Origin of the sequence: Streptomyces sp. CA-251387, assembly GCF_050936625.1 — a bacterium.
Classification (GTDB): domain Bacteria; phylum Actinomycetota; class Actinomycetes; order Streptomycetales; family Streptomycetaceae; genus Streptomyces.
On sequence record NZ_JBNJMJ010000001.1, the window covers coordinates 2,887,860 to 2,910,176 of the forward strand.

The 22,317-nt window shown below is 69.1% G+C and carries 20 protein-coding genes and 1 pseudogene; 13 read left to right on the forward strand and 8 right to left on the reverse strand.

Features of this window, described 5'->3' with window-relative positions; genetic code table 11:
• The first annotated feature begins 188 nt into the window (after nt 1-188).
• The 8 genes from ACQEV2_RS12945 to ACQEV2_RS12980 all read left to right on the forward strand — a co-directional run bounded on the left by ACQEV2_RS12945 (nt 189) and on the right by ACQEV2_RS12980 (nt 10,514).
• Nucleotides 189-1,352 carry a mandelate racemase/muconate lactonizing enzyme family protein gene (locus tag ACQEV2_RS12945; protein WP_433039554.1) on the forward strand — a complete coding sequence of 388 codons (1,164 nt, stop codon included), beginning with the start codon at nt 189-191 and terminating at the stop codon, nt 1,350-1,352.
• Nucleotides 1,349-2,353: a zinc-dependent alcohol dehydrogenase gene (locus ACQEV2_RS12950; RefSeq protein ID WP_433039556.1), complete on the forward strand. Its 1,005-nt coding sequence runs from the start codon at nt 1,349-1,351 to the stop codon at nt 2,351-2,353. Before ACQEV2_RS12945 ends, ACQEV2_RS12950 begins: the two co-directional genes overlap by 4 nt.
• 111 nt (nt 2,354-2,464) lie before the next feature.
• Nucleotides 2,465-3,427, forward strand: a complete 963-nt coding sequence (locus tag ACQEV2_RS12955) for a hypothetical protein (RefSeq protein WP_433039558.1) — start codon at nt 2,465-2,467, stop codon at nt 3,425-3,427.
• Nucleotides 3,428-3,571: 144 nt separating this feature from the next.
• The gene (chvE, locus tag ACQEV2_RS12960; protein ID WP_433039560.1) at nt 3,572-4,684 is read left to right on the forward strand and encodes a multiple monosaccharide ABC transporter substrate-binding protein; all 1,113 of its coding nucleotides are present in this window, start codon (nt 3,572-3,574) and stop codon (nt 4,682-4,684) included.
• A gap of 32 nt (nt 4,685-4,716) precedes the next feature.
• Nucleotides 4,717-6,267, forward strand: a complete 1,551-nt coding sequence (gene mmsA / locus ACQEV2_RS12965) for a multiple monosaccharide ABC transporter ATP-binding protein (protein WP_433039562.1) — start codon at nt 4,717-4,719, stop codon at nt 6,265-6,267.
• Nucleotides 6,264-7,511, forward strand: a complete 1,248-nt coding sequence (gene mmsB, locus ACQEV2_RS12970) for a multiple monosaccharide ABC transporter permease (protein ID WP_433039564.1) — start codon at nt 6,264-6,266, stop codon at nt 7,509-7,511. The genes mmsA and mmsB overlap by 4 nt, the downstream gene beginning before the upstream one ends.
• Nucleotides 7,512-7,584: 73 nt before the next feature.
• Nucleotides 7,585-8,733: an aldose epimerase family protein gene (locus ACQEV2_RS12975; RefSeq protein ID WP_433039566.1), complete on the forward strand. Its 1,149-nt coding sequence runs from the start codon at nt 7,585-7,587 to the stop codon at nt 8,731-8,733.
• Nucleotides 8,734-8,951: 218 nt separating this feature from the next.
• A complete protein-coding gene (locus ACQEV2_RS12980; protein WP_433039568.1) occupies nt 8,952-10,514 on the forward strand; it encodes a pyridoxal phosphate-dependent aminotransferase in 1,563 nt (520 codons plus the stop codon).
• 217 nt (nt 10,515-10,731) lie between these two features.
• On the opposite strand, the gene ACQEV2_RS12985 is transcribed toward ACQEV2_RS12980, so the two are convergent.
• The 5 genes and pseudogenes from ACQEV2_RS12985 to ACQEV2_RS13005 form a co-directional block, all read right to left on the reverse strand.
• Complete coding sequence (locus ACQEV2_RS12985) at nt 10,732-11,283, reverse strand: zinc ribbon domain-containing protein (protein ID WP_433039570.1); 552 nt, start codon at nt 11,281-11,283, stop codon at nt 10,732-10,734.
• Complete coding sequence (locus ACQEV2_RS12990; protein WP_433039572.1) at nt 11,280-12,257, reverse strand: M48 family metallopeptidase; 978 nt, start codon at nt 12,255-12,257, stop codon at nt 11,280-11,282. The genes ACQEV2_RS12985 and ACQEV2_RS12990 overlap by 4 nt, the downstream gene beginning before the upstream one ends.
• A 232-nt stretch (nt 12,258-12,489) precedes the next feature.
• Nucleotides 12,490-12,714, reverse strand: a pseudogene (locus ACQEV2_RS12995) (RICIN domain-containing protein); the annotation flags it as partial.
• Nucleotides 12,715-12,772: 58 nt separating this feature from the next.
• The gene (locus ACQEV2_RS13000; RefSeq protein WP_433039574.1) at nt 12,773-12,904 is read right to left on the reverse strand and encodes a hypothetical protein; all 132 of its coding nucleotides are present in this window, start codon (nt 12,902-12,904) and stop codon (nt 12,773-12,775) included.
• The gene (locus tag ACQEV2_RS13005) at nt 12,886-13,854 is read right to left on the reverse strand and encodes an arabinan endo-1,5-alpha-L-arabinosidase (protein WP_433039576.1); all 969 of its coding nucleotides are present in this window, start codon (nt 13,852-13,854) and stop codon (nt 12,886-12,888) included. The genes ACQEV2_RS13000 and ACQEV2_RS13005 overlap by 19 nt, the downstream gene beginning before the upstream one ends.
• A 243-nt stretch (nt 13,855-14,097) precedes the next feature.
• Between ACQEV2_RS13005 and ACQEV2_RS13010 the strand changes: the two genes are divergently transcribed.
• The 3 genes from ACQEV2_RS13010 to ACQEV2_RS13020 are packed head-to-tail and all read left to right on the forward strand — an operon-like array spanning nt 14,098 to nt 17,096.
• Complete coding sequence (locus tag ACQEV2_RS13010; RefSeq protein ID WP_433039578.1) at nt 14,098-15,834, forward strand: hypothetical protein; 1,737 nt, start codon at nt 14,098-14,100, stop codon at nt 15,832-15,834.
• The gene (locus tag ACQEV2_RS13015) at nt 15,821-16,216 is read left to right on the forward strand and encodes a hypothetical protein (RefSeq protein ID WP_433039580.1); all 396 of its coding nucleotides are present in this window, start codon (nt 15,821-15,823) and stop codon (nt 16,214-16,216) included. The genes ACQEV2_RS13010 and ACQEV2_RS13015 overlap by 14 nt, the downstream gene beginning before the upstream one ends.
• A 7-nt stretch (nt 16,217-16,223) precedes the next feature.
• The gene (locus tag ACQEV2_RS13020; RefSeq protein WP_433039582.1) at nt 16,224-17,096 is read left to right on the forward strand and encodes a serine/arginine repetitive matrix protein 2; all 873 of its coding nucleotides are present in this window, start codon (nt 16,224-16,226) and stop codon (nt 17,094-17,096) included.
• On the opposite strand, the gene ACQEV2_RS13025 is transcribed toward ACQEV2_RS13020, so the two are convergent.
• Nucleotides 17,081-17,518 (reverse strand): ATP-binding protein, encoded by a 438-nt coding sequence (locus ACQEV2_RS13025; RefSeq protein WP_433039584.1) that lies wholly within the window; start codon nt 17,516-17,518, stop codon nt 17,081-17,083. The two genes, ACQEV2_RS13020 and ACQEV2_RS13025, sit on opposite strands and share 16 nt — an antisense overlap.
• A gap of 129 nt (nt 17,519-17,647) precedes the next feature.
• On the opposite strand from ACQEV2_RS13025, the gene ACQEV2_RS13030 reads away from it, so the two are divergent.
• Together ACQEV2_RS13030 and ACQEV2_RS13035 are read left to right on the forward strand one after the other, a co-directional pair.
• Nucleotides 17,648-18,481, forward strand: a complete 834-nt coding sequence (locus tag ACQEV2_RS13030; RefSeq protein WP_433039586.1) for a helix-turn-helix domain-containing protein — start codon at nt 17,648-17,650, stop codon at nt 18,479-18,481.
• Nucleotides 18,478-18,669, forward strand: coding sequence for a DUF397 domain-containing protein (locus tag ACQEV2_RS13035; RefSeq protein ID WP_433039588.1), 192 nt, complete (start codon nt 18,478-18,480; stop codon nt 18,667-18,669). The genes ACQEV2_RS13030 and ACQEV2_RS13035 overlap by 4 nt, the downstream gene beginning before the upstream one ends.
• Here the strand turns inward: ACQEV2_RS13035 and ACQEV2_RS13040 are convergent.
• Together ACQEV2_RS13040 and ACQEV2_RS13045 are read right to left on the reverse strand one after the other, a co-directional pair.
• Nucleotides 18,666-21,899, reverse strand: coding sequence for an NACHT domain-containing protein (locus tag ACQEV2_RS13040; protein ID WP_433039590.1), 3,234 nt, complete (start codon nt 21,897-21,899; stop codon nt 18,666-18,668). The genes ACQEV2_RS13035 and ACQEV2_RS13040 overlap by 4 nt on opposite strands.
• Nucleotides 21,896-22,234, reverse strand: coding sequence for a trypco2 family protein (locus ACQEV2_RS13045; RefSeq protein WP_433039592.1), 339 nt, complete (start codon nt 22,232-22,234; stop codon nt 21,896-21,898). Before ACQEV2_RS13045 ends, ACQEV2_RS13040 begins: the two co-directional genes overlap by 4 nt.
• Nucleotides 22,235-22,317: the final 83 nt, after the last annotated feature.

The following is a 22,317-nucleotide window of genomic DNA, read 5'->3' on the forward strand; positions in this document are numbered from 1 at the left end:
CCACGCTCTGCGACCGACCGCCCGAAATCCGTATCGAAAGCAGTGTCGAAACCGTTATGTGTTCGACCCATTGACACTCCCGCCACCGCCTCCCTACTGTCACGTCAGCATTTCGAACGTGTGACGAAATCTCGAACACATCGGAATGCGCCAGAATTGAGCCGACGACGCAGCAAGGGGCAACTGCCGTGCGCATCACCGGAATCAGCACACACGTGGTCGGGACGCCGTGGCGCAACCTGACATACGTCCAGGTGCACACCGACGAGGGCATCACCGGAGTCGGCGAGACCCGGATGCTGGGCCACACCGACGCGCTGATCGGCTACCTGCGGGAGGCCGAGGCCAACCACATTCTCGGTTCCGACGCGTTCGCCGTCGAGGACCTCGTCCGCCGTATGAAGTACGGCGACTACGGGCGGGCCGGCGAGATCGTCATGTCCGGGATCGCCGTGATCGAGACGGCCTGCTGGGACATCAAGGGCAAGGCCCTCGGCGTGCCGGTCTGGCAGCTGCTCGGCGGCAAGGTCACCGACAAGGTCAAGGCGTACGCCAACGGGTGGTACACGACGGAGCGGACTCCGGAGGCGTACCACAAGGCCGCCCAGGGGGTCATGGAGCGCGGCTACAAGGCGCTCAAGATCGACCCCTTCGGCACCGGGCACTTCGAGCTCGACCACGAGCAGACCCTGTACGCCGTCTCCCTCATCGAGGCCGTCCGCGACGCCATCGGCCCGGACGCCGAGCTGATGCTGGAGATGCACGGCCGCTTCTCCCCCGCGACCGCCGTGCGGCTGGCACGCGAACTCGCCCCCTTCAAGCCCGCCTGGCTGGAGGAGCCCTGCCCGCCGGAGAACCTGAAGGCGCTGGAGAAGGTCGCCGCCAAGGTCGACATCCCGGTGGCGACCGGCGAGCGGATTCACGATCGCATCGAGTTCCGTGAGCTCTTCGAGAGCCAGGCCGTCGACATCATCCAGCCCGATGTCGGCCACATCGGCGGCATCTGGGAGACGCGCAAGCTGGCCGCGACCGCCGAGACCCACTACATGCTGGTCGCTCCCCACAATGTCGGTGGCTCCGTCCTCACCGCCGCCTCCCTCCAGGTCGGCTTCACCTCCCCGAACTTCAAGATCCTGGAGCACTTCAACGACTTCGCCGACGCGGAGATCAAGAAGGTCGTGAAGGGCGCGCCGCAGGTGAATCCGGAAGACGGCTGCTTCCACCTCTCCGACGCCCCCGGCCTCGGTGTCGAGTTCGACGCCGACGCCGCCGCCGAGTTCCCGCAGCAGCAGGCCCGCTTCGACCTGTGGGCCGAGGGCTGGGAGCAGCGCAAGCCCAAGGGCACGAAGTGAGCGGCGCCGTCGTCATCGAGGCGCCCGGCGAGCACCGGCTCACCGAGCACACGCCTCGTGAACCCGCCGCCGGCGAGGCGCTCGTCCGCGTCCACGCGGTCGGCATCTGCGGCAGCGACCGCGAGGTGTACCAGGGCAACCGGCCCGAGGGGTACGTCCGCTACCCGCTCACGCCCGGCCACGAGTGGTCCGGGACCGTGCAGGCGGTCGGCGCCGGGGTGCCGGACTCACTCGTCGGCCGCAAGGTCGTCGGTGAGGGCTTCCGCAACTGCCAGGTCTGCGACCGCTGCCACGCCGGTGAGACCACGCTGTGCACCGCCGGGTACGAGGAGACCGGGTTCACCCAGCCCGGCGCCATGGCCACCACGCTCACGCTCCCGGCCCGCCTGCTGCACGTCCTGCCGGACGACTGCGACCTCACCGCCGCCGCCCTGCTGGAGCCGGCCGCCTGTATCGCGGCCGCCGCGATCAAGGCGAACGCGCTGCCGGGCGAGCGGGTGGCGGTGGTCGGCACGGGGACGCTGGGCATGTTCGCCGTTCAGTTCCTGAAGGCGGGCTCGCCTGCCGAGTTGCTCGTCGTCGGCACCCGGGGCGACCGGGAGCAGCTGTCGCGGCAGTACGGGGCGACCGACTTCCGTACGAAGGACCAGGAGCTCCCGGACGACTTCGACGTCGTCATCGAGACCGCCGGATCCGCCGACGCCGCGCGCACCTCGGCCGCCCTGCTCAGGCGCGGCGGGCGGCTGGTCCTCACCGGGATCCCGGCGCCGGGTGCGCACGGACTCGACCCGACCGATCTCGTCGTACGGCAGCTGGAGGTGCACACCGTCTTCGGGGCGCCGCCGGATGCGTGGGCGCACACGGTGCGCGTGTTCGGGGCCGGGCTGCTCGATCCGCTGCCGCTGGTCACGCACGAGCTGCCGCTGGAGGAGTTCCCGCAGGCGATCGAGCTCGTCGGGTCCGGTGATCCGAAGGTGGGCAAGGTCCTCCTTCGCCCCTAGCCGTACGCCGGTACGGGGGCAACCTGACGGCTCCCGTACCGGCGTACACCCAAGCCACCCGCGCCCTGAGCCGCGAACCTCGTCCGAAATATCGAACACGAAGGACAGCTTGTGACCGACGCTTCCGCAGCCCGCCGACCCGGTGAGCAGGCGCTCGCCGCTCTCGGCCTGGGCGCGCCCGACCTCTCCCCCGCCGACGCCTCGCCCCATACCTTCCCGGGCGGCGGCAGATGGCGCACCGAGATCCCCTCGTGCGAGGGTCCCGAAGCGCTGGCCGTCGTCCTGAAGGAAGCCTCGCGGCTGGACGTGCCGATCCACCGGATCAGCCAGGGCAGCGGCGTGTGGATGCTGACCGATGCCGAGATCACCGAGATGGTCGAGGCGACCGGCGAGCGTGACATCGAGCTCTGCCTGTTCACCGGCCCGCGCGGCACCTGGGACATCGGCGGATCCACGCGCACCGACTCGCGGGGGGCCGGACTGCGCGCCCGCGGCCACGACGCGGTCGCCGGATGCGTCGAAGACGCCGTACGGGCAACGGAGTTGGGCGTCAAGTGCCTGCTCGTCGCCGACGAGGGCGTGCTGTGGACGCTGCACCGGGCACGGGCTGCCGGGATCATCCCGGCCGACACGACGCTCAAGGTGAGCGCGCTGATCGGCCCGGTCAACCCGGCCGCGTACGCGGTGTACGAGCAGCTGGGCGCCGACTCGATCAACGTGCCCAGCGATCTGACACTGGATCACCTCACCGAGATCCGCCGGGTGTCGGCCGCCCCCATGGACATGTACATCGAGGCCCCCGACGATCTCGGCGGATATGTCCGGATGTACGAGGTCGCCGAGCTGATCCGGCGCGGCGCACCGCTCTACCTGAAGTTCGGGCTGTCCAAGACCCCCGGCATCTACCCGTACGGCAACCACATGCGGGACCTGACGCTGGCCACCGCCAAGGAACGCGTCCGGCGCGGCCGGCTGGCCCTGGACCTCCTCGCACGGCACGGAGCCGGCGGCGACATGGCGCCTCTCGGTTCACGGCTACCCGGAACGCTGAAGCGCTTCGAAATTCCCGCATAACGTTCCGGACAAACCCCCTTCACAAAAGAAGACGCAGTCGAACACAATCCCACACACCCTCGGTCGACCCGCACATCGCCCTTCGTCCGGCGTCTTCGCACCGCCAGACCGAGTCCCGCCCCACCCACATCAAGGATGATGATCATGCGTACTCGCAGAGCCGCACTCGCCGCCATAGCCGGAGCCGCCTCCCTCGCCCTGACCCTGTCCGCCTGTGGCCAGTCCGGTGAGGGCGGCAGCAAGGAGGAGGCGGGCGACGCCAAGGGCGGGACCATCGGCATCGCGATGCCGACCAAGTCGTCCGAGCGCTGGATCGCCGACGGCAAGAACGTCGTCAAGGACCTGGAGGCCAAGGGCTACAAGACCAAGCTGGTCTACGGCGAGGACGACCCGGACCAGCAGGTCTCGCAGATCGAGAACCTGATCACGCAGGGTGTCAAGGGCCTGATCATCGCGGCCATCGACAACAAGTCCCTGAACAACGTGCTCCAGCAGGCGAAGGACGCGAACATCCCCGTCATCGCCTACGACCGGCTGATCCTCGGCACGCCGAACGTCGACTACTACGCGTCGTTCGACAACGAGAAGGTCGGCGAGCTCCAGGCCGGCTACCTCGTCGAGAAGCTCGGTCTGAAGGACGGCTCCAAGAAGGGCCCGTTCAACATCGAGCTGTTCGCCGGCTCCAACGACGACAACAACACGAAGTACTTCTTCGGCGGCGCGATGAAGGTCCTGCAGCCGTACATCGACAAGAAGCAGCTCGTCGTCAAGTCCGGCCAGACCAAGCTGACCCAGGTCACCACCCTGCGCTGGGACGGCGCGACCGCCCAGAAGCGCATGGAGGACATCCTCACCTCCACCTACACCAGCGGCCGGGTCGACGCGGTCCTCTCGCCCTACGACGGCATCTCCATCGGCATCCTCGCCGCGCTGAAGTCGGACGGCTACGGCTCCAAGAGCAAGCCGCTGCCGGTCATCAGCGGCCAGGACGCCGAGCTCGCCTCGGTGAAGTCGATCATCGCCGGCCAGCAGACGCAGACCGTCTACAAGGACACCCGTGAGCTGGCCAAGGTCGCCGGAAACATGGTCGACGCGGTCCTCAACGGCAAGAAGCCCGAGGTCAACGACACCAAGACCTACGACAACGGCGCCAAGGTCGTGCCGGCCTACCTGCTGCAGCCGGTCAGCGTCGACAAGAGCAACTACGAGAAGGTCCTGGTGGGCGGCGGCTACTACACCGCGGACGAGCTCAAGTAACCGTCGGCACCTACTGATTGGAAGGCACGACCATGGCGGGACCCGTCCTGGAAATGCGCTCGATCGTCAAGACCTTTCCCGGTGTCAAGGCGCTGTCGGACGTCACGCTGACCGTCCGTCAGGGCGAGGTCCACGCCATCTGCGGTGAGAACGGCGCCGGCAAGTCCACCTTGATGAAGGTGCTCTCCGGCGTCCACGCGCACGGCACGTACGAGGGCGACATCCTCTTCGAGGGTGAGGTCTGCGAGTTCAAGGACATCCGCGCGAGCGAGGAGCGCGGCATCGTCATCATCCACCAGGAGCTGGCGCTGTCGCCGTACCTCTCGCTGGCGGAGAACATCTTCCTCGGCAACGAGCACGCCAAGGGCGGGTTCATCGACTGGCGGGAGACCCTGCGGCACGCCACCCAGCTGCTGCGCCGGGTCGGTCTCGACGACCACCCGGAGACCCGCGTCGCCGACATCGGCGTGGGCAAGCAGCAGCTGGTGGAGATCGCGAAGGCGCTGTCGAAGAAGGTGAAGCTGCTCATCCTGGATGAGCCCACCGCGGCGCTGAACGACGAGGACAGCGGCAAACTCCTGGATCTGATCCTGGAGTTGAAGAAGCAGGGCATCACCTCGATCATCATCTCCCACAAGCTCAACGAGATCCGCAGGGTCGCCGACTCGGTGACGATCATCCGCGACGGGCGGTCCATCGAGACGCTCGACGTGAAGGCCCCGGAGACCACCGAGGACCGGATCATCAGCGGCATGGTCGGCCGCGACCTCGACCACCGCTTCCCCGAGCGCACCCCGCACGAGCCGGAGGTGGGCGCGGCCCCGGCGCTGGAGATCCGCGACTGGACCGTGCACCACCCGATCGACCAGCAGCGCAAGGTGGTCGACGACGTGTCGATCCAGGTGCGGCGCGGGGAGATCGTCGGCATCGCGGGCCTGATGGGGGCCGGCCGCACCGAGCTCGCGATGAGCGTGTTCGGGCGCACCTACGGCCGGTACGCGGGCGGCACGGTCCTCAAGGACGGCAAGGAGATCCGTACGAAGACCGTAGCGGAGGCGATCTCGCACGGCATCGCGTACGTCACCGAGGACCGCAAGCACTACGGCCTCAACCTCATCGACAACATCAACCGGAACATCTCGCTGAGTGCCCTGGGCAAGGTCGCGAGGCGCGGTGTGGTCGACGAGCACGAGGAGCGGCAGGTCGCCGAGGGCTTCCGCAAGTCCATGAACATCAAGGCGCCGACGGTCTTCGAGACCGTGGGCAGGCTGTCCGGCGGCAACCAGCAGAAGGTCGTCCTCAGCAAGTGGATCTTCGCCGGTCCGGACGTGCTGATCCTGGACGAGCCCACCCGCGGTATCGACGTGGGCGCCAAGTACGAGATCTACACGGTCATCGACCAGCTGGCCGCCCAGGGCAAGGCGGTCGTCTTCATCTCCTCCGAGCTGCCGGAGCTGCTCGGTATGTGCGACCGCATCTACACCATGGCCGCGGGGCGGCTGACGGGTGAGTTCTCGCGGGCCGAGGCCACGCAGGAAGTGCTGATGCGCCAGATGACGAAGGACAAAGAGGTATCCCGATGAGCACGGATGTGACCGCCAAGACCCCGGCCCCGGCGCCGCCCGGGAAGTCCGGCGGATCAGCCGCAGGCGGCGGCCTGCTGCAGCTGATGCTGGACGGCCTGCGCCGCAACATGCGCCAGTACGGCATGCTGATCGCGCTCGGCCTGCTCGTGGTCCTGTTCGCGGTGTGGACCGACGGCGACCTGCTGCTGCCCCGCAACGTCTCCAACCTGGTGCTGCAGAACAGCTACATCCTGATCCTCGCGATCGGCATGATGCTGGTGATCATCGCGGGCCATATCGACCTGTCGGTCGGCTCGCTGACGGCGTTCGTCGGCGCGTTCGCGGCCGTGCTGACGGTTCAGCACGATGTGGCGTGGCCACTGGCCCTGGTGCTGTGCCTGGTGGTGGGCGCGGTGGCGGGCTCGGTGCAGGGATACCTGATCGCGTATCTCGGCATACCGTCGTTCATCGTCACCCTCGCGGGAATGCTGCTCTTCCGCGGTCTGACGGAGATCTTCCTGGAGGGCCAGACCCTCGGCCCGTTCCCGGACGGCCTGCAGAAGCTCGGCAACGGCTTCCTGCCTGAGGTCGGCCCGACCACCAACTACCACAACATCACGCTGCTGCTGGGCCTCGTCCTGGCCGCCTTCGTGGTCGCCCAGGAGATCCGGGACCGCAAGCGCCAGCAGGAGTTCGCGCTGGACGTGCTGCCGCGGAACGCCTTCCTGCTCAAGCTCGTCGCCATCATCGCGGCGATCGCCGCCGTCACCATGCTGCTCGCCAGCTACAAGGGCGCGCCGATCATCCTGATCGTCCTCGGTGTGCTGGTGGTCGGCTACGGCTACGTCATGCGCAACGCGGTCTTCGGCCGCCACATCTACGCGATCGGCGGCAACCTGCCGGCGGCGAAGCTGTCCGGCGTCAAGGACAAGAAGGTCACCTTCTACGTCTTCCTGAACATGGGCGTGCTCGCGGCCCTGGCGGGTCTGGTGGTCGCCGCCCGTCTGAACGCGGCCTCGCCGAAGGCGGGCCTGAACTTCGAACTCGAGGCGATCGCCTCGTCGTTCATCGGTGGCGCGTCCATGAGCGGCGGTGTCGGTACCGTCCTCGGCGCGATCATCGGTGGTCTCGTCCTCGGCGTGCTGAACAACGGCATGAACCTCCTCAGCGTCGGCACCGACTGGCAGCAGGTCATCAAGGGCCTCGCCCTGCTGGCCGCGGTCGGATTCGACGTGTGGAACAAGCGCAAGTCCGGTTCGTAAGTGAGCACGGGCCCCGCCGGAAGGCGGGGCCCGGTTCCTTTCCCAGCGTTTTCCCAACGAAGTGGAGCCGCACATGGAACTGAACAGACGCACGGTCATCGCAGGAGCCGCGGCCGCGGGCATAGCCGCGACGACGCTCGGCGGCACGGCACACGCCACGGGAGGCAGGCCCCCGGTGAAGTCCCTCTTCGGCAAGCTCGCCGACGGCACGAAGATCTACAGCTGGTCGCTGGCCAACGGCGGCACCCGCATGAAGGTCCTCTCCTACGGCGGCATCGTGCAGTCCCTGGAGATCCCGAACCGCAAGGGCCACTACGCCAACGTCTCCCTGGGCTTCGACAACATCGAGGACTACGTCGCCAAGAGCCCGTACTTCGGCGCCCTGATCGGCCGGTACGGCAACCGCATCGGCAAGGGCAAGTTCACCCTGGACGGCAAGACCTACCAGCTGTCCGTCAACGACGGCGAGAACAGCCTGCACGGCGGCGCCAAGGGCTTCGACAAGCACGTGTGGGACATCGAGCCGTTCACCAAGGGCTCGGACGTCGGCCTGTACCTGTACTACACGTCGGTCGACGGCGAGATGGGCTACCCGGGCACCCTGAAGGTGAAGGTGACGTACACCCTCACCAAGCACGGCGACTGGCGCATCGACTACGCGGCCACCACCGACAAGGCCACCGTCGTCAACCTCACCAGCCACGTGTACTGGAACCTCGCCGGCGAGGGCAGCGGCACGATCGAGAACCACGAGCTGAAGATCGCCGGGTCCCGCTACACCCCCGTCGACTCGGGCCTCATCCCCACCGGCGAGCTGGCCCCCGTCGCGGGCACCCCGTTCGACTTCCGCCGCACCAAGGCGATCGGCGAGGACCTCCGCGAGGCACACCAGCAGCTGCTGTACGGCAAGGGCATCGACCACAACTGGGTGCTCGACAAGGGCATCTCGCCGAAGCCCGAGTGGTGCGCGACGCTGAAGGACCCCTCCTCCGGCCGCATCCTGCGGATGGCGACCACGGAGCCGGGCCTGCAGTTCTACTCCGGCAATTTCCTCGACGGCACCCTGGTCGGCCCCTCCGGCCGCACCTACCGGCAGGGCGACGCACTGTGCCTGGAGACGCAGCACTTCCCGGACTCGCCGAACAAGCCGTCGTTCCCGTCGACGGTGCTGCGGCCGGGACAGACGTACCGGTCGACGACGATCCACTCGTTCAGCCGCTGAGACCGTACCGGGGCCCTTCCGGCGGCTTCTCACGGCTCTTCGGACGGCTCTCCTGACGGCTCTTCACAGGTGGCACACAAGTTCTCACCGGTTTCTCAGTAGTTGAACAGCGCCACCTCAGCCTCCGTATGTAAGGGCGGCCCGTGCTCCCCCGCGCGGGCCACCCAAAGACGACGGGCCCGGTCGTCCCCGCCGGGCCCGCCCCATACGGAGGTTCCATGGCCGACAACGTCACCTCGCTGTTCCGCAGCACCGCGGCGCACAGTCCGTCGATGGCGGCGCTGACGCGGGAGGGCGGCGACGGGGCCGGTCCGATCGACTTCTGCATTCCCTGCAACCCGTACTTCCCCACGCCTGAGATGTTCGACGAGATGGCGGGCCGGTTGCGGGACATCATCACCTTCTACCCGAGCAGCGCCGACACGATCACCGCCGAGCTGTGCAGCCTGCTCCAGCTCCCGCCGCAGTGCGTGGCGATGGGCAACGGATCGACCGAGCTCATCACCTGGATCGACCATCTGATGGTCCGTGAGTCCCTCGCCATCCCCGTCCCCACCTTCGGCCGCTGGACCGACCAGCCGATGGAGACCGGCAAGCGGGTCGACATGTTCCCGCTCCAGGAGTCCAGCGGATTCGCCCTGGACCTCGCGCAGTACGCCGAGTTCATCCGGGCCAGGGGCACCCGGGTCGCGGTGATCTGCAACCCGAACAACCCCGACGGCGGCTACCTCCACAAGCACGCGCTCGTGCAGTTCATGGACGCGATGGCCGACCTGGACCTGGTCGTCATCGACGAGTCCTTCCTGGAGTTCGCCGACGCCGAGCAGGAGCCGTCGGTGGTCCAGGAGGCGATGCTGCGGCCGAACGTCATCGTCCTGCGCAGCCTCGGCAAGAACTTCGGTCTGCACGGCATCCGCTTCGGCTACCTCGTCGCCAACCCGGCGCTCGCGGGCATGGTCCGCTCGATGCTGCCGAAGTGGAACCTCAACGCCTTCGCCGAGCACGTGGTGTTCATGCTGAAGGAACACGGCCCCGAGTACGCGCAGAGCCTCCAGCAGGTGCGCCGGGACCGCCTGGACATGGCCGGCCAGCTCGCCGCGCTGCCCGGCCTGACGGTCTACCCGTCCCAGGGCAACTTCCTCTTCGTGCGCCTCCCCGTGGGCGCCGAAGGCACCGTGGTCCGGGACCGGCTGCTCACCGAGCACCGGATCCTGGTCCGCGAGTGCGGCAACAAGATCGGTTCGTCCAGCCGCTTCCTGCGACTCGTGGTGCGCCCCCAGACGGACGTGCGTCGCCTGGTGTCCGGCCTGGAGCAGGTGCTCTACGGGTCCAGGAGGGGAGCCGCCGTACCCGAGCTGGGTACAGGGACCAACTACAGCTCGGGTACGGCGGCCGTGGATCGGCTGGTCAGCTCCACTAACGGTTCGGGGATGCAGGGCCTCGCCGCTCAGGCCATGAGTGCCGGGATGCCCGCGGCCGCTCAGCCGCAGGCGATGCCGCAGGGCACCGGCATGCCCATGCCGGCGCCGGCTCCTGTGGCCCCTGCCCCGGCACCGGTCCCCGCACCCGCCCCGCCCGCGCCGATGCCCTTCCCGTCGCCCGTGGCGCCGGCCGCGGCGGCGATGCCCGGGCCTACGCCGCCCGGAGTGCCGGCCCGGGGTGGGCTTACGGCCGCGCAGGTGCGGGGTACGACCGGGCCGGGGCTGACGCCGGCCGCGGCGACCGGGTGGCCCAACAGTCAGAGCTGGCCGAACCCGGCGGGGATGGGGCAGGCCGGGTGAGCCCGGCGCGGGGTCGGTGGAGCTGGACACGGGCTGCACCGCGTCGGGCAGGCGCTCGGCGCGGACGCCGGGCTGTTCCGTGCCGCGCTCGCCGCACCGCTGCGGCAGCTCGTGCGCAACGCGGGCCAGGATCCCGACCGTACGACGACCCTGCTGGACACCGACCCGGCCGACGGGTCGGCCGGGTTCGAATGCGGCAGTGGCGCGGTGACCGACGTTACGTGGCCACCGTGTGTTCCAGGCGCGGAGCACCGCACTGCGTGCAGAAGTCGGCGCCGGTGGAGCGTGCTTGGCCGCACCGATGGCAGAACCCCGGCGCTCCGTCCGGGGGCTGGGCGGGCGCGCCCGCGGTCTCCGGCCGGCCCGCCAGCCGGGACAGGCGGTTCAGACTCAGCTCGGCCACCTTGATCGCCTCGTCGTCCAGCCCGGCCTGGTTGATGAGCCCCCAGATCTGCGTCAGCAGGACCGGCCAGGTGACGAGCATGGCGATCGCGAAGGGAACCGCCTGCTTGCCGAAGATCCCGACTCCCGCCCGGACCAGTGTCCCTGTCGGCTGCGGCAGGATCTCGATCTTGAGCGCGGTGCGCAGACCGAGCGCCTTCTTGAACACGCCGCCCTTGGTGATGCTGACCTCGTGTCCGCCGGCCGGCACCGCGGCACAGGCGGTGTCGTAACCCCGTTCCTTGAAGTGGGCGACCACGTCGTCGGCCACCGGTGCGAGGTCGGGAACCACGACGGGGATGAGCTTCTCGCTGCTGAACGCGCTCATGAGCCTGCCCCCGCCGTGGTCCTGAGGTCATTTCCGCAGCCCTGGCAGAACAGCCAGTCGGTCCGGACCGGACGGCCGCATCCGCCACAGTCGTCCATGTCTCCCCCGCCGGTCCCCGGGTCGCCTGCGGCCTGCGCGATCGCCCGGACCTGCCGGTACGTCTCCGACTGCGCCCAGCGTCCTATCTCCCGCAGCCGCAGTGCCGGGTTGGGATGGGTCATCTCCTTGTCCAGCTGGCGCAGCAGGAAGCGGTCCAGCTTCGACTCGTTCATCGCCGCCTCGAACTCGTCGGCCTGGGCGGCGAACGCCGCGTAGTCGATCTGCTCCTTCGGCAGCCACTTGGGGATCCCCTGGAGGTGGAAGAGGGCTCGCTGAAGCTCCTCGGGGCCTCCCATGAACATCACCGCAGCCCGGTCCGCGGTGAGTTCGCTCTTGCGGTACCAGTCCAGCAGCGCCACCTTCAGCGGTTCCGAGAACAGCGCGGCCACCATCCCGGCCTTGCCGCCCAGCGATCCCATGCCGCTGAACAGCGCGATCGACATCTGCCGGTAGAGCACGTGCTCGGCGAGGATGTGACCGCATTCATGGGCCAGCACCGCCTGGATCTCGTCCTCGGGAAGGTCCAGGAGCAGCTCGTTGTGGATCACGACACAGGTCCTGGAGTGCCCCATCGTCATCGCGTTGGCCGGTCCGGGCATGAGATAGAGCTCGGGTTCCTCGATGCCGAAGGACGCGCAGATCGGCGGCAGCAGTTTGTGGACGTCCGGCACCTGGCGCGGGCCCAGACGGATCGCATTGGACAGCAACATGGCACGGTCGCGGCGGTCCGCGACCAGACTGCGGTATTTCTTCACCGCCGTCTGGAGCCCCGGGATCTTCTCCAGCTGCTGCCGGGCGGCGAGATCAAGGGGATGGAGAATGTCTTGGATGTCGAAGGACGCGTGGTTCACGGTTCCCCCCAGTGGTGCGGCCATTGCAGGCCGACACCCCGGGAGTCCCCCGTTCCGCCCGGCCCGTGTGCATCCTGGTGCAGCGGGACGCACGCCCGGACCCTGTTCCGACGGGAAATACGCCGCCCGGACCGAGGGATCAGCCTGTCACCGGTCCGGGGGTACGGCAAAGAGGTGACGGGAAATCACCTCGCGTGCGCAACCGGTGACATGGGCGTGCGTCGCCGACCGCGCAGCGAGAGGCGGTTCCGTCCGTTCACACGGGGTTCAGCCGCCACTGCTGGCAGGCGTTGTTCAGCCACGTCCACTGCCGTACGTCGGCGGAGTCCGCGGTGGAGCAGTTGGCGACGTCGGCGACCTTGCCGGTGGCCTCGTTGACGATCCGCACGTGACCGCCGTCGGTGGCCACGAACCGGAAGCGCTGGCAGGTGTTGTTCAGCCAGGACCACTGGCGCAGGTCGGCCCCGTCGGCGGACGAGCACACTGGGCGCGGTGGCGAGGCCGGCGAGGGTGGCGGACATGTAGTAGTTGCCGTTGTACTAGGAGATCCAGGGGTCGGCGCCCTTCCGTGTCTTGATCGGGTTGCTGAAGGACGCCGCGCTCGCGGACGGCTGGCCGAGCGACAGGGCCAGCAGCAGCGCCGCCAGCAGGGTCAGTAGGCGACGGGCCATCCGGTGCTCCAGTTCAGAAGGTTGATGCCCAGCTTGGGCGTGCCGTTGTCGTTGCCGTCGTAGTAGTGGTAGACGATCAGGTCCCCGTCGACGTCGTTCATGATCGACTGTCCGCCGGGCCCGATGACGCTGCCGTGCGACTCCAGGACCGGGGTCCCGCCGTTGTTCATCATCGAGACGCCGTTCTTGTCGACGTACGGCCCGGTGACGTTGGTGGCCCGCCCGGCCTTGACCTTGTAGGTGGAGCTGGTGCCGGCGCAGCAGGTGTCGTACGAGGCGAACAGGTAGTAGTAACCGCCCCGCTTGACGATGAAGGGCGCCTCCAGGGCCTTTGTCCCGGTCGGGCGGGAGGCGAGCGAGTAGCGCCTGGTGTTGCTCGACAGCTGCTTCCCGGTGGACGGGTTGATCTGGATCATCTTGATGCCGGTCCACCAACTGCCGAAGGACAGCCACCACTTGCCGTCGGTGTCGACGAAGAGGTTCGGGTCGATGGCGTTGTAGTCGCCGGCGGAGCTGGAGGTGTAGACGGTGCCCTGGTCGGTCCAGCTGCCCGGCCGGCCGGTGGTGGAGGTGGCGAGGCCGATGGCGGACGTGTTCGAGCCGAACGACGAGACCGAGTAGTACATCAGGTACTTGCCGCCCTGGAACGAGATGTCCGGCGCCCAGGCCTCGGGGACGGAGGAGTAGTTCCGCCACCAACTCGGCCGGGAGGAGAAGGCGTCGGCGCCCGCGCTGAACGCGGTGCGGTCGGACGACGTCTTGTGGGCGATGCCGCCGCCGGTGGCGTACAGCAGGTACTGGCCCGACGAGGTACGGATCATCGACGGGTCGTGCGTGACGACGGAGCCGGTGACCCGGCCGGGGTTGGGGTAGGCCGACGCCGAGGACGGGACGAGAGCGAGGAGGGCGGCGGCGGGGAGGGCGAGGAGGGGGGTGCGCTTGCGGCTCATGTGGGGGGACGCTCCTGTTCTGTATCTCGAACAACGATCGCCACTTCGGACGGGAACGTAGAATCGAATCACTTGCGCGTCAATGGCCCGGACCGTCACAACAGCGGTCACGGCACACGCGCCCCGCCCGCGTTTTCCTCCACCGTTTATTCACTCGGTAGCCGGTCCGTCACTCCCTATGCTGAAGTGTTGGCCCGTCAACTCACCTACTGCACAAGGCCAAACGCCTCGGGGGACGAGACAGTGACGCAGCAGACCCTGGTGCCACCGCAACCGGAGCGGTCGGACGGACAGTCCGCGCCGCCCCGGACCGCCCCGCACGCCAGCGAGGCGACGCGCTTGTTGTGCGCCGGCACCTATCTCGACGAGACATACCGCCACACGGTCATCGAGGAGCTCTACGTCCACGACGAACGCGTCGTCGCGCCGTCGTTCGGCTTCGACGCGGCCCGCGTCCTGGCCCACGCCCTGCGCGCGCAGCGCCTCCAACTGGCCTGGGCGGCGGCGGTGTTGTTCCTGTGGATCGTCAGCGTGCCGCTCACCAACTGGCTCAGCCTGATGTTCCTGATGCCGGTCGCGCTGATGTACCTGGCCACCCGGATGCGCGGACCGGCCCCACGGCCCGCCTGGTACCGCCGCTATCCGGCCTGGATCCTGCGTCTGTACGCGCGGCTCTCCGTGCTCTACACCGTGCTGACGCTGTACGCGTTCGGCACCGACGACTACGAACTCTTCGACAGCATCAGGGAGTTCTGGGACTTCCTGCTGCTCCCCGGCCTGGCGTTCGAGACGCTTCTCTACGACACCTCGCGCCTGAACGCCTGGATCGCCCTGGCGCTTCCGCTGGTGGTGGCGCTGGGCGTCGGCTTCGAGCGCCACCAGGTCGCCCGCGCGCTGGCCGGTGAGCTGTCCCGGCCGAAGTTCCCCGACGCCGCCGCCGACCCGGCCGAGCGGACCACCGAGGGCAGCCGCTTCCACCACCTGCGGGACCGCATCCGGGTCGAGCAGCACGCGCGGCTGGTGATGTACCGGGCGGACCGGCCGTTCTGCGGCGCGGGCTCCCCGTACGACACCTGGTCCCTGTCCGTCGAGCTGCGGCCCCGCGAGGACCTTTCGAAGCCGCTGCCGCTCGACAACCAGACCGTCCTCGACCGGGTCAAGCCCCTGCTGGAGGCCCTGCGCGAGCCCGCCACCGCCCGCACCCCGCAGGGCGCGGCGGCGGTCCGGGACCGGCTGCGGCAGCTGGACGTCGACGAGTGCGTCTTCCTCCCGGTGGACGGACTGCCCAGCAGGCAGCACGCCCCCTACGGCCCCGGGCAGTTCGAGCAGCACCGGAACCGCGCCGTCGAGGAGGGCGGGGAGACGCGGCGCCACTTCCTGCGGGTGCAGGTCGGCGGCTGGGAGGAGGAGCTGGTCACCACGGTCTTCGTCCGGGTGCACACGCAGGGCGGCATGCTGATGCTGGAGGTCGCCCCGCACGTCCTGCGCCCGGTACGGCCGCGGTTCCGGGAGGCCGACCGGCTGGCCCACGACTTCCTGCACGCCAACCCGCTCGGCAAGGCGGTCTGGGCGCTGTCCCGCGTCCCGCACTCCGCCGGCCAGTCCGTGGTCACCGTGTGGCGGACGCTCACCCTGCTGGGCCGGCTCGCCTCCCGCGGCTCCGGCCGGGCGATGCCGGACGGCCCGGCCGTCTCGGTCCGCGAACTGGGCTCGGACGACATGGCGTCGCTGTTCCAGGAGATGGACCACCAGCGCTATCTGAAGACGATCCAGGACCGCGTGGCCAACGGCGTACGCCGCGCCCTGCGCGAGGCCGGCTACCGCACCGAGGAGTTCGAACAGAAGATCATCAACGTCAGCAACGGCGGAGTGCTGATCGAGCAGGCCAGCGGTGCCTTCGCCCTCGGCGAGCGCAGCGTGGCCAACAACCAGGAAGCCGGAAGCGGAACCTCGGGAGGGACGGACAGTGGCAACGGATGAGCAGGCGTCGGGCGGCGGGGCCCCGACAGGCGCGCAGAACATCCACATCGGCACGGCGAAAGGCGCCTTCGCCTTCGGCGCCCACAGCGTGGCGAACAACTACGAGGCCCCGCGCCCGACCCTCTCCGCCGAGCAGGAGGAACTGCTCCAGGCGGTACGGCAGTTGCGCGAGCAGCTGAGGGCCTTCGCCAGGACCCCCGAGACCGACGAGCTGACGCGACAGCTCGGCGAGACGGAGGACGAGATCCAGAACACCGGTGAGGCGACCCCGGGACGGCTGACCCGCCTGCGCCAGGCCCTCCAGGACGCGGCCACGGCGGTGGGCCTGGCGGCCTCGGGCGCGGCGGTGACACAGGCGGTGGCGGCACTGTTGGGAGGATGACGGCGGGATGAGCGGCATATCGGGGGACGGTGGCATGCGCTGGAACGACGAGACACAGCGCTGGGAGACGGACGGCGAGTCCGCGGCGGCCGTACCGCCGACGGCACCGCCACCGCCGCTACCCGCGTACGCCCCGCCGGGCCCGGCCGACGGACAGGGCGACGACGGCGACGTGACCTATACGGTGACGCCGCCGCCCGCCCCGCTGCCGCGGTCCCGCCGCACGACGGCCCTGATCGCGGGCGCGACCGTCGCGGTCGTCGCGGGCGGCGTGGCCTTCGGCGTGCTGGCGCTGCAGGACGACGGGGCGGGCGGCGATGCCGGGACCGACGCGGCGTCCCTGATCAGCCCTTCGCCGACCGCGACCTCGGACGCCGGCCCGGGCGGCGACCCGACGGACACCGTGGGCACCTGGTCCACGGACACGCCGTCCCCGACCGAGGTGCCCTCGGGGTACACGCTTCAGCGGGACACGGCCGGCTTCACCATCGCCGTACCCGAGGGCTGGGAGCGCGAGGAGAAGAGCAACGGGGTCTTCTACACCTCCCCCGACGGCAAGAGCCTGGTGCAGATCTACACGGACACGGAAGGGAGCCTGACTCCGTACGACTCACTGCGCCAGACGTCACAGACGCTGGGGAGCACCAACAAGAACTACCGCGAACTCAGCCTCCAGGACACCCCGGACGGACCCGGCGACCAGGCGGCCGAGCTGGTGTACGCGTACGACCGCCCGGACGGCACGCGGCGCAAGGTCGTCGACCGCGCCTTCGTGGCCGAGAACGGCACGCAGTACGCGGTGCTGGTGGCGGGACCTGAGGGCGACTGGCCGCGACAGCAGGACATCCTCCGGGTGGCGTTGGCTCACTTCGCTCCCTGACCTCGGCCTCGCCAGAGGTCGACCTCGGCACGGACGGTCTTGCCGGGCGCCGGGTCGCGGTCCAGCACCTCCCACCGGTCGGCCAGGGCGTCGACCAGGACGAGTCCGCGGCCGTGTTCGTCGAGGGGGTGCGGTGGTCGTACGTCACCCGGCTTCGGGGGGCGGGGGTCGGTACGGGTGTCGCTGACCTCGATACGGACGCTGCCCGTGGGGAGCGAGACGCGCAGCTCGAAGTCGCGTCCGGGGACTCGGCCGTGGGTCACGGCGTTGGCGGCCAGTTCGGCGACGATCACTGCGACGGTTTCGGAGGTGGGGGTGCCGTGGGGGATGCCCCAGGTGTGGAGCTGCGTGAGGGTCAGGTGGCGGGCCAGGCGGGCGCCTCGGGGGGTGGCGCTGAGGCGCTGGGTGAACGTACGGGGCATGGGGCCAATCTGGCGGTTTTGGGGGGCAGTTCACCAGGTGGGGGGCGCGTACGGTGCGGGAGCGTACGCGGTTACGGACTGGACAGTACTCATCACTGGCCGTGACCATTGCCGCGGAGGTGGCCGACGGTGGTGGATGTGCTGGGTACGAGTGGTGAGCCGGAGTCATCGGACAGTCTGCGGACGTTCGGGGCGGTCGTCCAGGCTTTGCGGGAGCACGCCGGGCTGAGCCGGGAGGAGTTCGGGGATCGGGTGGGGCTGTCCAAACACACCGTGGCTTCGGTGGAGTTGGGGCGGCGGATGCCGGATCCGACGTTCGCGGAGCGGGCGGAGGCGGTGCTGGGGAATACGGGGGCCTTGCGGCGGGCCGCGCAGCATCTGGCTCGGCAGCCGGGGTTGGCGGCGTGGTTTCGGCGGTGGGCGCGGCTGGAGGCAACGGCAATCACGCTGTACACGTACGAATGCCGGTTGATCCCGGGGCTGTTGCAGACCGAGGCGTACGCGCGAACCTTGTTCACAACCCAGCTCCCGCCCCTGGATGACGAGCAGATCGAGGCGCAGTGGGCAGCGCGGGCCGAACGGCAACGACTGCTGCGAGAACGACCGAACACGGCGTTCGCCTTCGTCCTGGAGGAGCACTTGTTCCGGCGGCGAACGGGCGGTGTGGCGACCACGCGAGAGCTCATCGACCACGCACTGGACATCGCCGAACTGCGGAACATCGAGATCCAGATCATGCCGACGGAACGGGAGACCCACTCGGGGCTCGACGGCCCGATGCAGCTCCTGGAGACACCGGAGAACAAGTGGTTCGCCTATTGCGAGGGGCAGCGAGGCGGCCTGCTCATCTCCGACGCGAAAGAGGTCAGCGTCCTCCAGAGGCGGTATGCCAGTATGCGTTCGCAGGCTCTCACCCCTGAAGACTCCGTGGGCCTGTTGCAGCGCATGCGAGGAGAGCTATGAGCACGAGCGAACTGGCCTGGTTCAAGAGCAGCTACAGCAGCGGCGGCGACGGCGACTGCGTCGAGGTCGCCCTCACCCCCGCCACCATCCACGTACGCGACTCCAAGGACAACCAGGGCCCACACCTCGCCCTCTCCCCCACCGCCTGGGCCGACTTCCTCACCCACGCATGCGGGGGCGTTCGCTAGTACACCGCGCCTCTGTGGCATCGCAGCCGGTCGCCGAAGGCCTCCGCTCCCTTGATGTCGGCTTCCTCCGGGACATCGCCCCAGATGTCGAGTTGCAGATCGGGCATGCCCTGGAGTTCCCGCAGATCGAGTACGGAACCACCGGTCGCCAGGCCCAGGGCCAGCTTTCTCAGGTGGGGAAAGACGCGGCGCAGTTGCCCGATGTCGTCGGGTTTCCGCAAGCCGTTGATCATCAGTCGCTCGATGCGGGGGAGCGGATCCACGGGGTTCAGCTCGTGCAGTGACTCGACGCTCAGCGCGATCCGGGTGAGCCCGGGGGCGCCGAGCACGGCCTGGAGAAACCAGGACGGTTCGCGGAGGTACCCCTCGACCGACAGTGCCCGCAGGTTCGGCCATACGTCCAGGTGGTAGAAGCACGCGAGGCTCTCGATGTCCACCTCCAGGTGCCGTACGCCCGGATGCGGTGCGAGACTTCCCTCGATGTGGCCGGTCAGCCGGAGGGCCGTCAGCTCGAGGGTGGGGAGTGCGGACAGGTCCCGCAGGGAGATGCACTCCTGCAGTTCGAGTCTTCTCAGATCCGCTCGGCTCCGCAGGAACTCGAGACTCTCGATCGTCTCGTTGTTCCAGATCGTGAGCGATTCGAGGTGCCGCACCGGGAGGTAGGCGTCCAGTTCCGCCGATGGATACGAACCCCTCACCGTCAGCTTGGCGACGGACCCCAGGCGGGCCAGTCGTACGAGTTGAGCCCGTTTGTCGACCAGTAGATCCGGCAGGTCGGCCCCGTCCAGGACTTCGTTGACGTATTCCTGCAAAGGGTGCAGGTCCCAGGCGTTCGCGACCTCGCTGCGGATGAGCGGGTCCGGATGGGATGCGCACTGTCGCAGCTTCCTCCGCGCCTTCGCGCTGCGTACCCGGGCAAGGAGGCGCACCGTGTTCAGGGCCACGCGCCGGCGCAGTTCCTCGGCGTCCGGCAGCACCGCCACGATCCAGTCGCCCAGGCTCGCGAGGTTCTCGACCTCCTCACGGTCCTGTGGCGGCATGAGGAAGTCCACCCGGTCCTTCACCGTCTCCATCAGTGCGTGGTTCAGCGCCTGGACGTTGATCGCGCACCGAGCCGCCAGCACGTGGAGGACGTGACGCTCACTCCGCTGCTCGGCGGCGTCCCCGAGATCGATCAGCGAGGCGATGAGACGGCGGGCGTCGGGGCGTGCCGCATGCCCGGCGGCCAGCACGATCACGTCCTGCCAGGCCTCGCTGCGGGCGTTTTCGAGCAGCTCCGGGAGATAGCCGCTCTCGTGGAACTCCTTGGCCGCCAGGAAGTCCTGGAACGTACGGTGAATGAACTGGATCGCGTCGTCCGCCCGCTCCTGGAGCAGCCCGCTGCGATCGAGCAGGAAGCGCAGGACACGCTGGGGCGACCCCTGTTCCTGGATGGGGGGCATGTCCCGCATGGCGAGGTCGAGTTGCCGGGCGGCCTGCGCGTGCGTCATCTGTTGCTGTCCGGTGCGGACCAGCCAGACGGCCAGCCGCTGGAGCAGCGCGTGCTGCTCGTCGGAGTCCAGCCTGATGTGATCGGCGTTGAGGACGCCGCGGCCCGCGTCCCGCCCGCCGAGGAGCATGGCGAGCGCGGCCCGGTAGAGCTGCCAGCGGGTGGTGGGCAGCAGACCGCGGCGGCGCCGGTGCAGGGCGCAGATCACGGCGCACAGCAGCGGGGTGCGGGCGAGGTCGCGCAGCGCGGCGTTCCGCTCCAGCTGGTGCACCAGATCCTGCTCCAGGGAGGTGAGGAGGTCGCGTTCCTCGCTGCCGCGCCTGGCGTCGTAGAGGTGGTCGCTTTCGAGGCGGGCGGCGTTGTGCCAGGCGTGCACGAAGGCGCGGATGTCGTCGTCGTCCATGGGCAGGAGGGTCAGCTCGGCGAAGCCGTCGTCGCTGAGCCACTGCCTGTCGACCGCGTTGGGGCGCACGGTCGCCAGGCACCGCGTGCCCGGATAGCGGTCGAGGAGGGCGCACAGCCATTGCCGGGCCTTCTCCCGCTGCTCGGCCGGTACCTCGTCCAGGCCGTCGACCAGGAGGATGCCGCGACGAGCTGCCAGCACTCGGTGCGCCCAGCCGTCGGGCTGACCGTCCGTGATGCCGCGCCCGGCGGTGAGGAGTTCTGACACCGAGGGGAAGCGTCCGCCACGTGCGTGCACCTCGCGCAGCGGGATGACGAAGGGGACGAGGCCGTTCAGTTCGGCGAGCTCGTTGCCCAGGGTACCGCCGGCGGCATGGGCGGCGAGCCACCAGACGAGGGTCGTCTTGCCGGCGCCCGCCTCGCCGCGCAGCAGGGCGCGGGGCCGATCGGTCAGCAGGGTCTCGATGCGCTGGGCGCCATCCCATGTCGGTCTGCGCGAGTCCGTGAACTCGCCGGGCAGGTACCCGAACAACGGGTCCGCGGCGGCCTCGGCTCGCAGGCTCAGATAGGCGGTGTCGAGGTCCCAACGGGATTCGCTGCGGCCGAGTTCGTCGATGCCGAAGATCTCCGTCTTGCGGTACTGGGAGCCCAGGTCCTTCGCGTACCGTGCCTCGAAGTGCTCGTCCTGGGGGTGGACTTCGGAGATGTCCTCCAACCAGGTGCGCGGGAACGCCAGACCGTGTCGATCGACGACCTCCGACATCGGTACCGCTTCGATCCTGAGGTGCTGACGCCCCTGAGGCACCTGTGTCACCACGCCGAGCAGCGTGGGCCCGGCGAAGACCGGAGCACCCGACAGCCCGGCCAGGGGCGAGGTCCCGTTTCCCCCGTCCTCGGCTGCCGGCCGGTCGAGTTCGCAGGTGAGGGCGCCCCTCACCCGGCCGGCCATCGGCAGCACGCTCACGCGGTACTGGTCGTACTCCAGGTCCTCGCCGTGCTCCCCGTAGCGCTGGATCTGCGGGAAGCCCACGATCTCGCAGTGCGGCAGCGGGGCGTCGGTGGCGACTCGGCCCAGCCTGAGCTTTCCCAGCGGTGCGGCGCGCTCGGCGCTGATCACGTCCGTCGGCGCGGTCAGCACCGCTACGTCGAGTGTCGCGTCCGCCCAGCCGAGCTGACACGTCACCAGCTCGCCCGACGAAGGATGGATCACCTCGACGGACTCGAGGTCCTCCACGACGTGCCACGCCGTGAGTACGTTCCGCCGATTGAGCAGCACCCCGCTTCCCTGGCCGTTGCCCCACACCACGACAGCCCGGTTCAGGGCCTTTCCGCCGGTCACCGCGCGTCAGCACCTCCGCCGAACCGCCCGATGCTCCCTCGGCTCTCGTTGCGCACCTTCCACGGCTGACCGGTCCGGGCGTCGAGCGCCCTCAGCGTGACCGCCACCCGATGAGTCCGGGTCGTGCCTCCTCCCCCGTCGACCCCGGCCTCGACCACCCACGCCTTCACCTTCACCCCGCCCGTGACCTCCTTGCGCAGCTCGACACCGAACTCCAGCTCGATGTCGCCCACTTCGAACGTCACGTCCTGCCCGGCCGAACGAGCCGCCGCAGTGATCAGTTGGTCCCGCACCGCCTGCACGGCGTCGGCCAGCTCGATTCGGTTGTCGTTCATGTCCCCACGCTAGAGGTTGTCCCATGACTGGGGTGGGCCTGTTGTGACACTGGTTGGGCATGGGGGCGTATCGCGGGCGTATC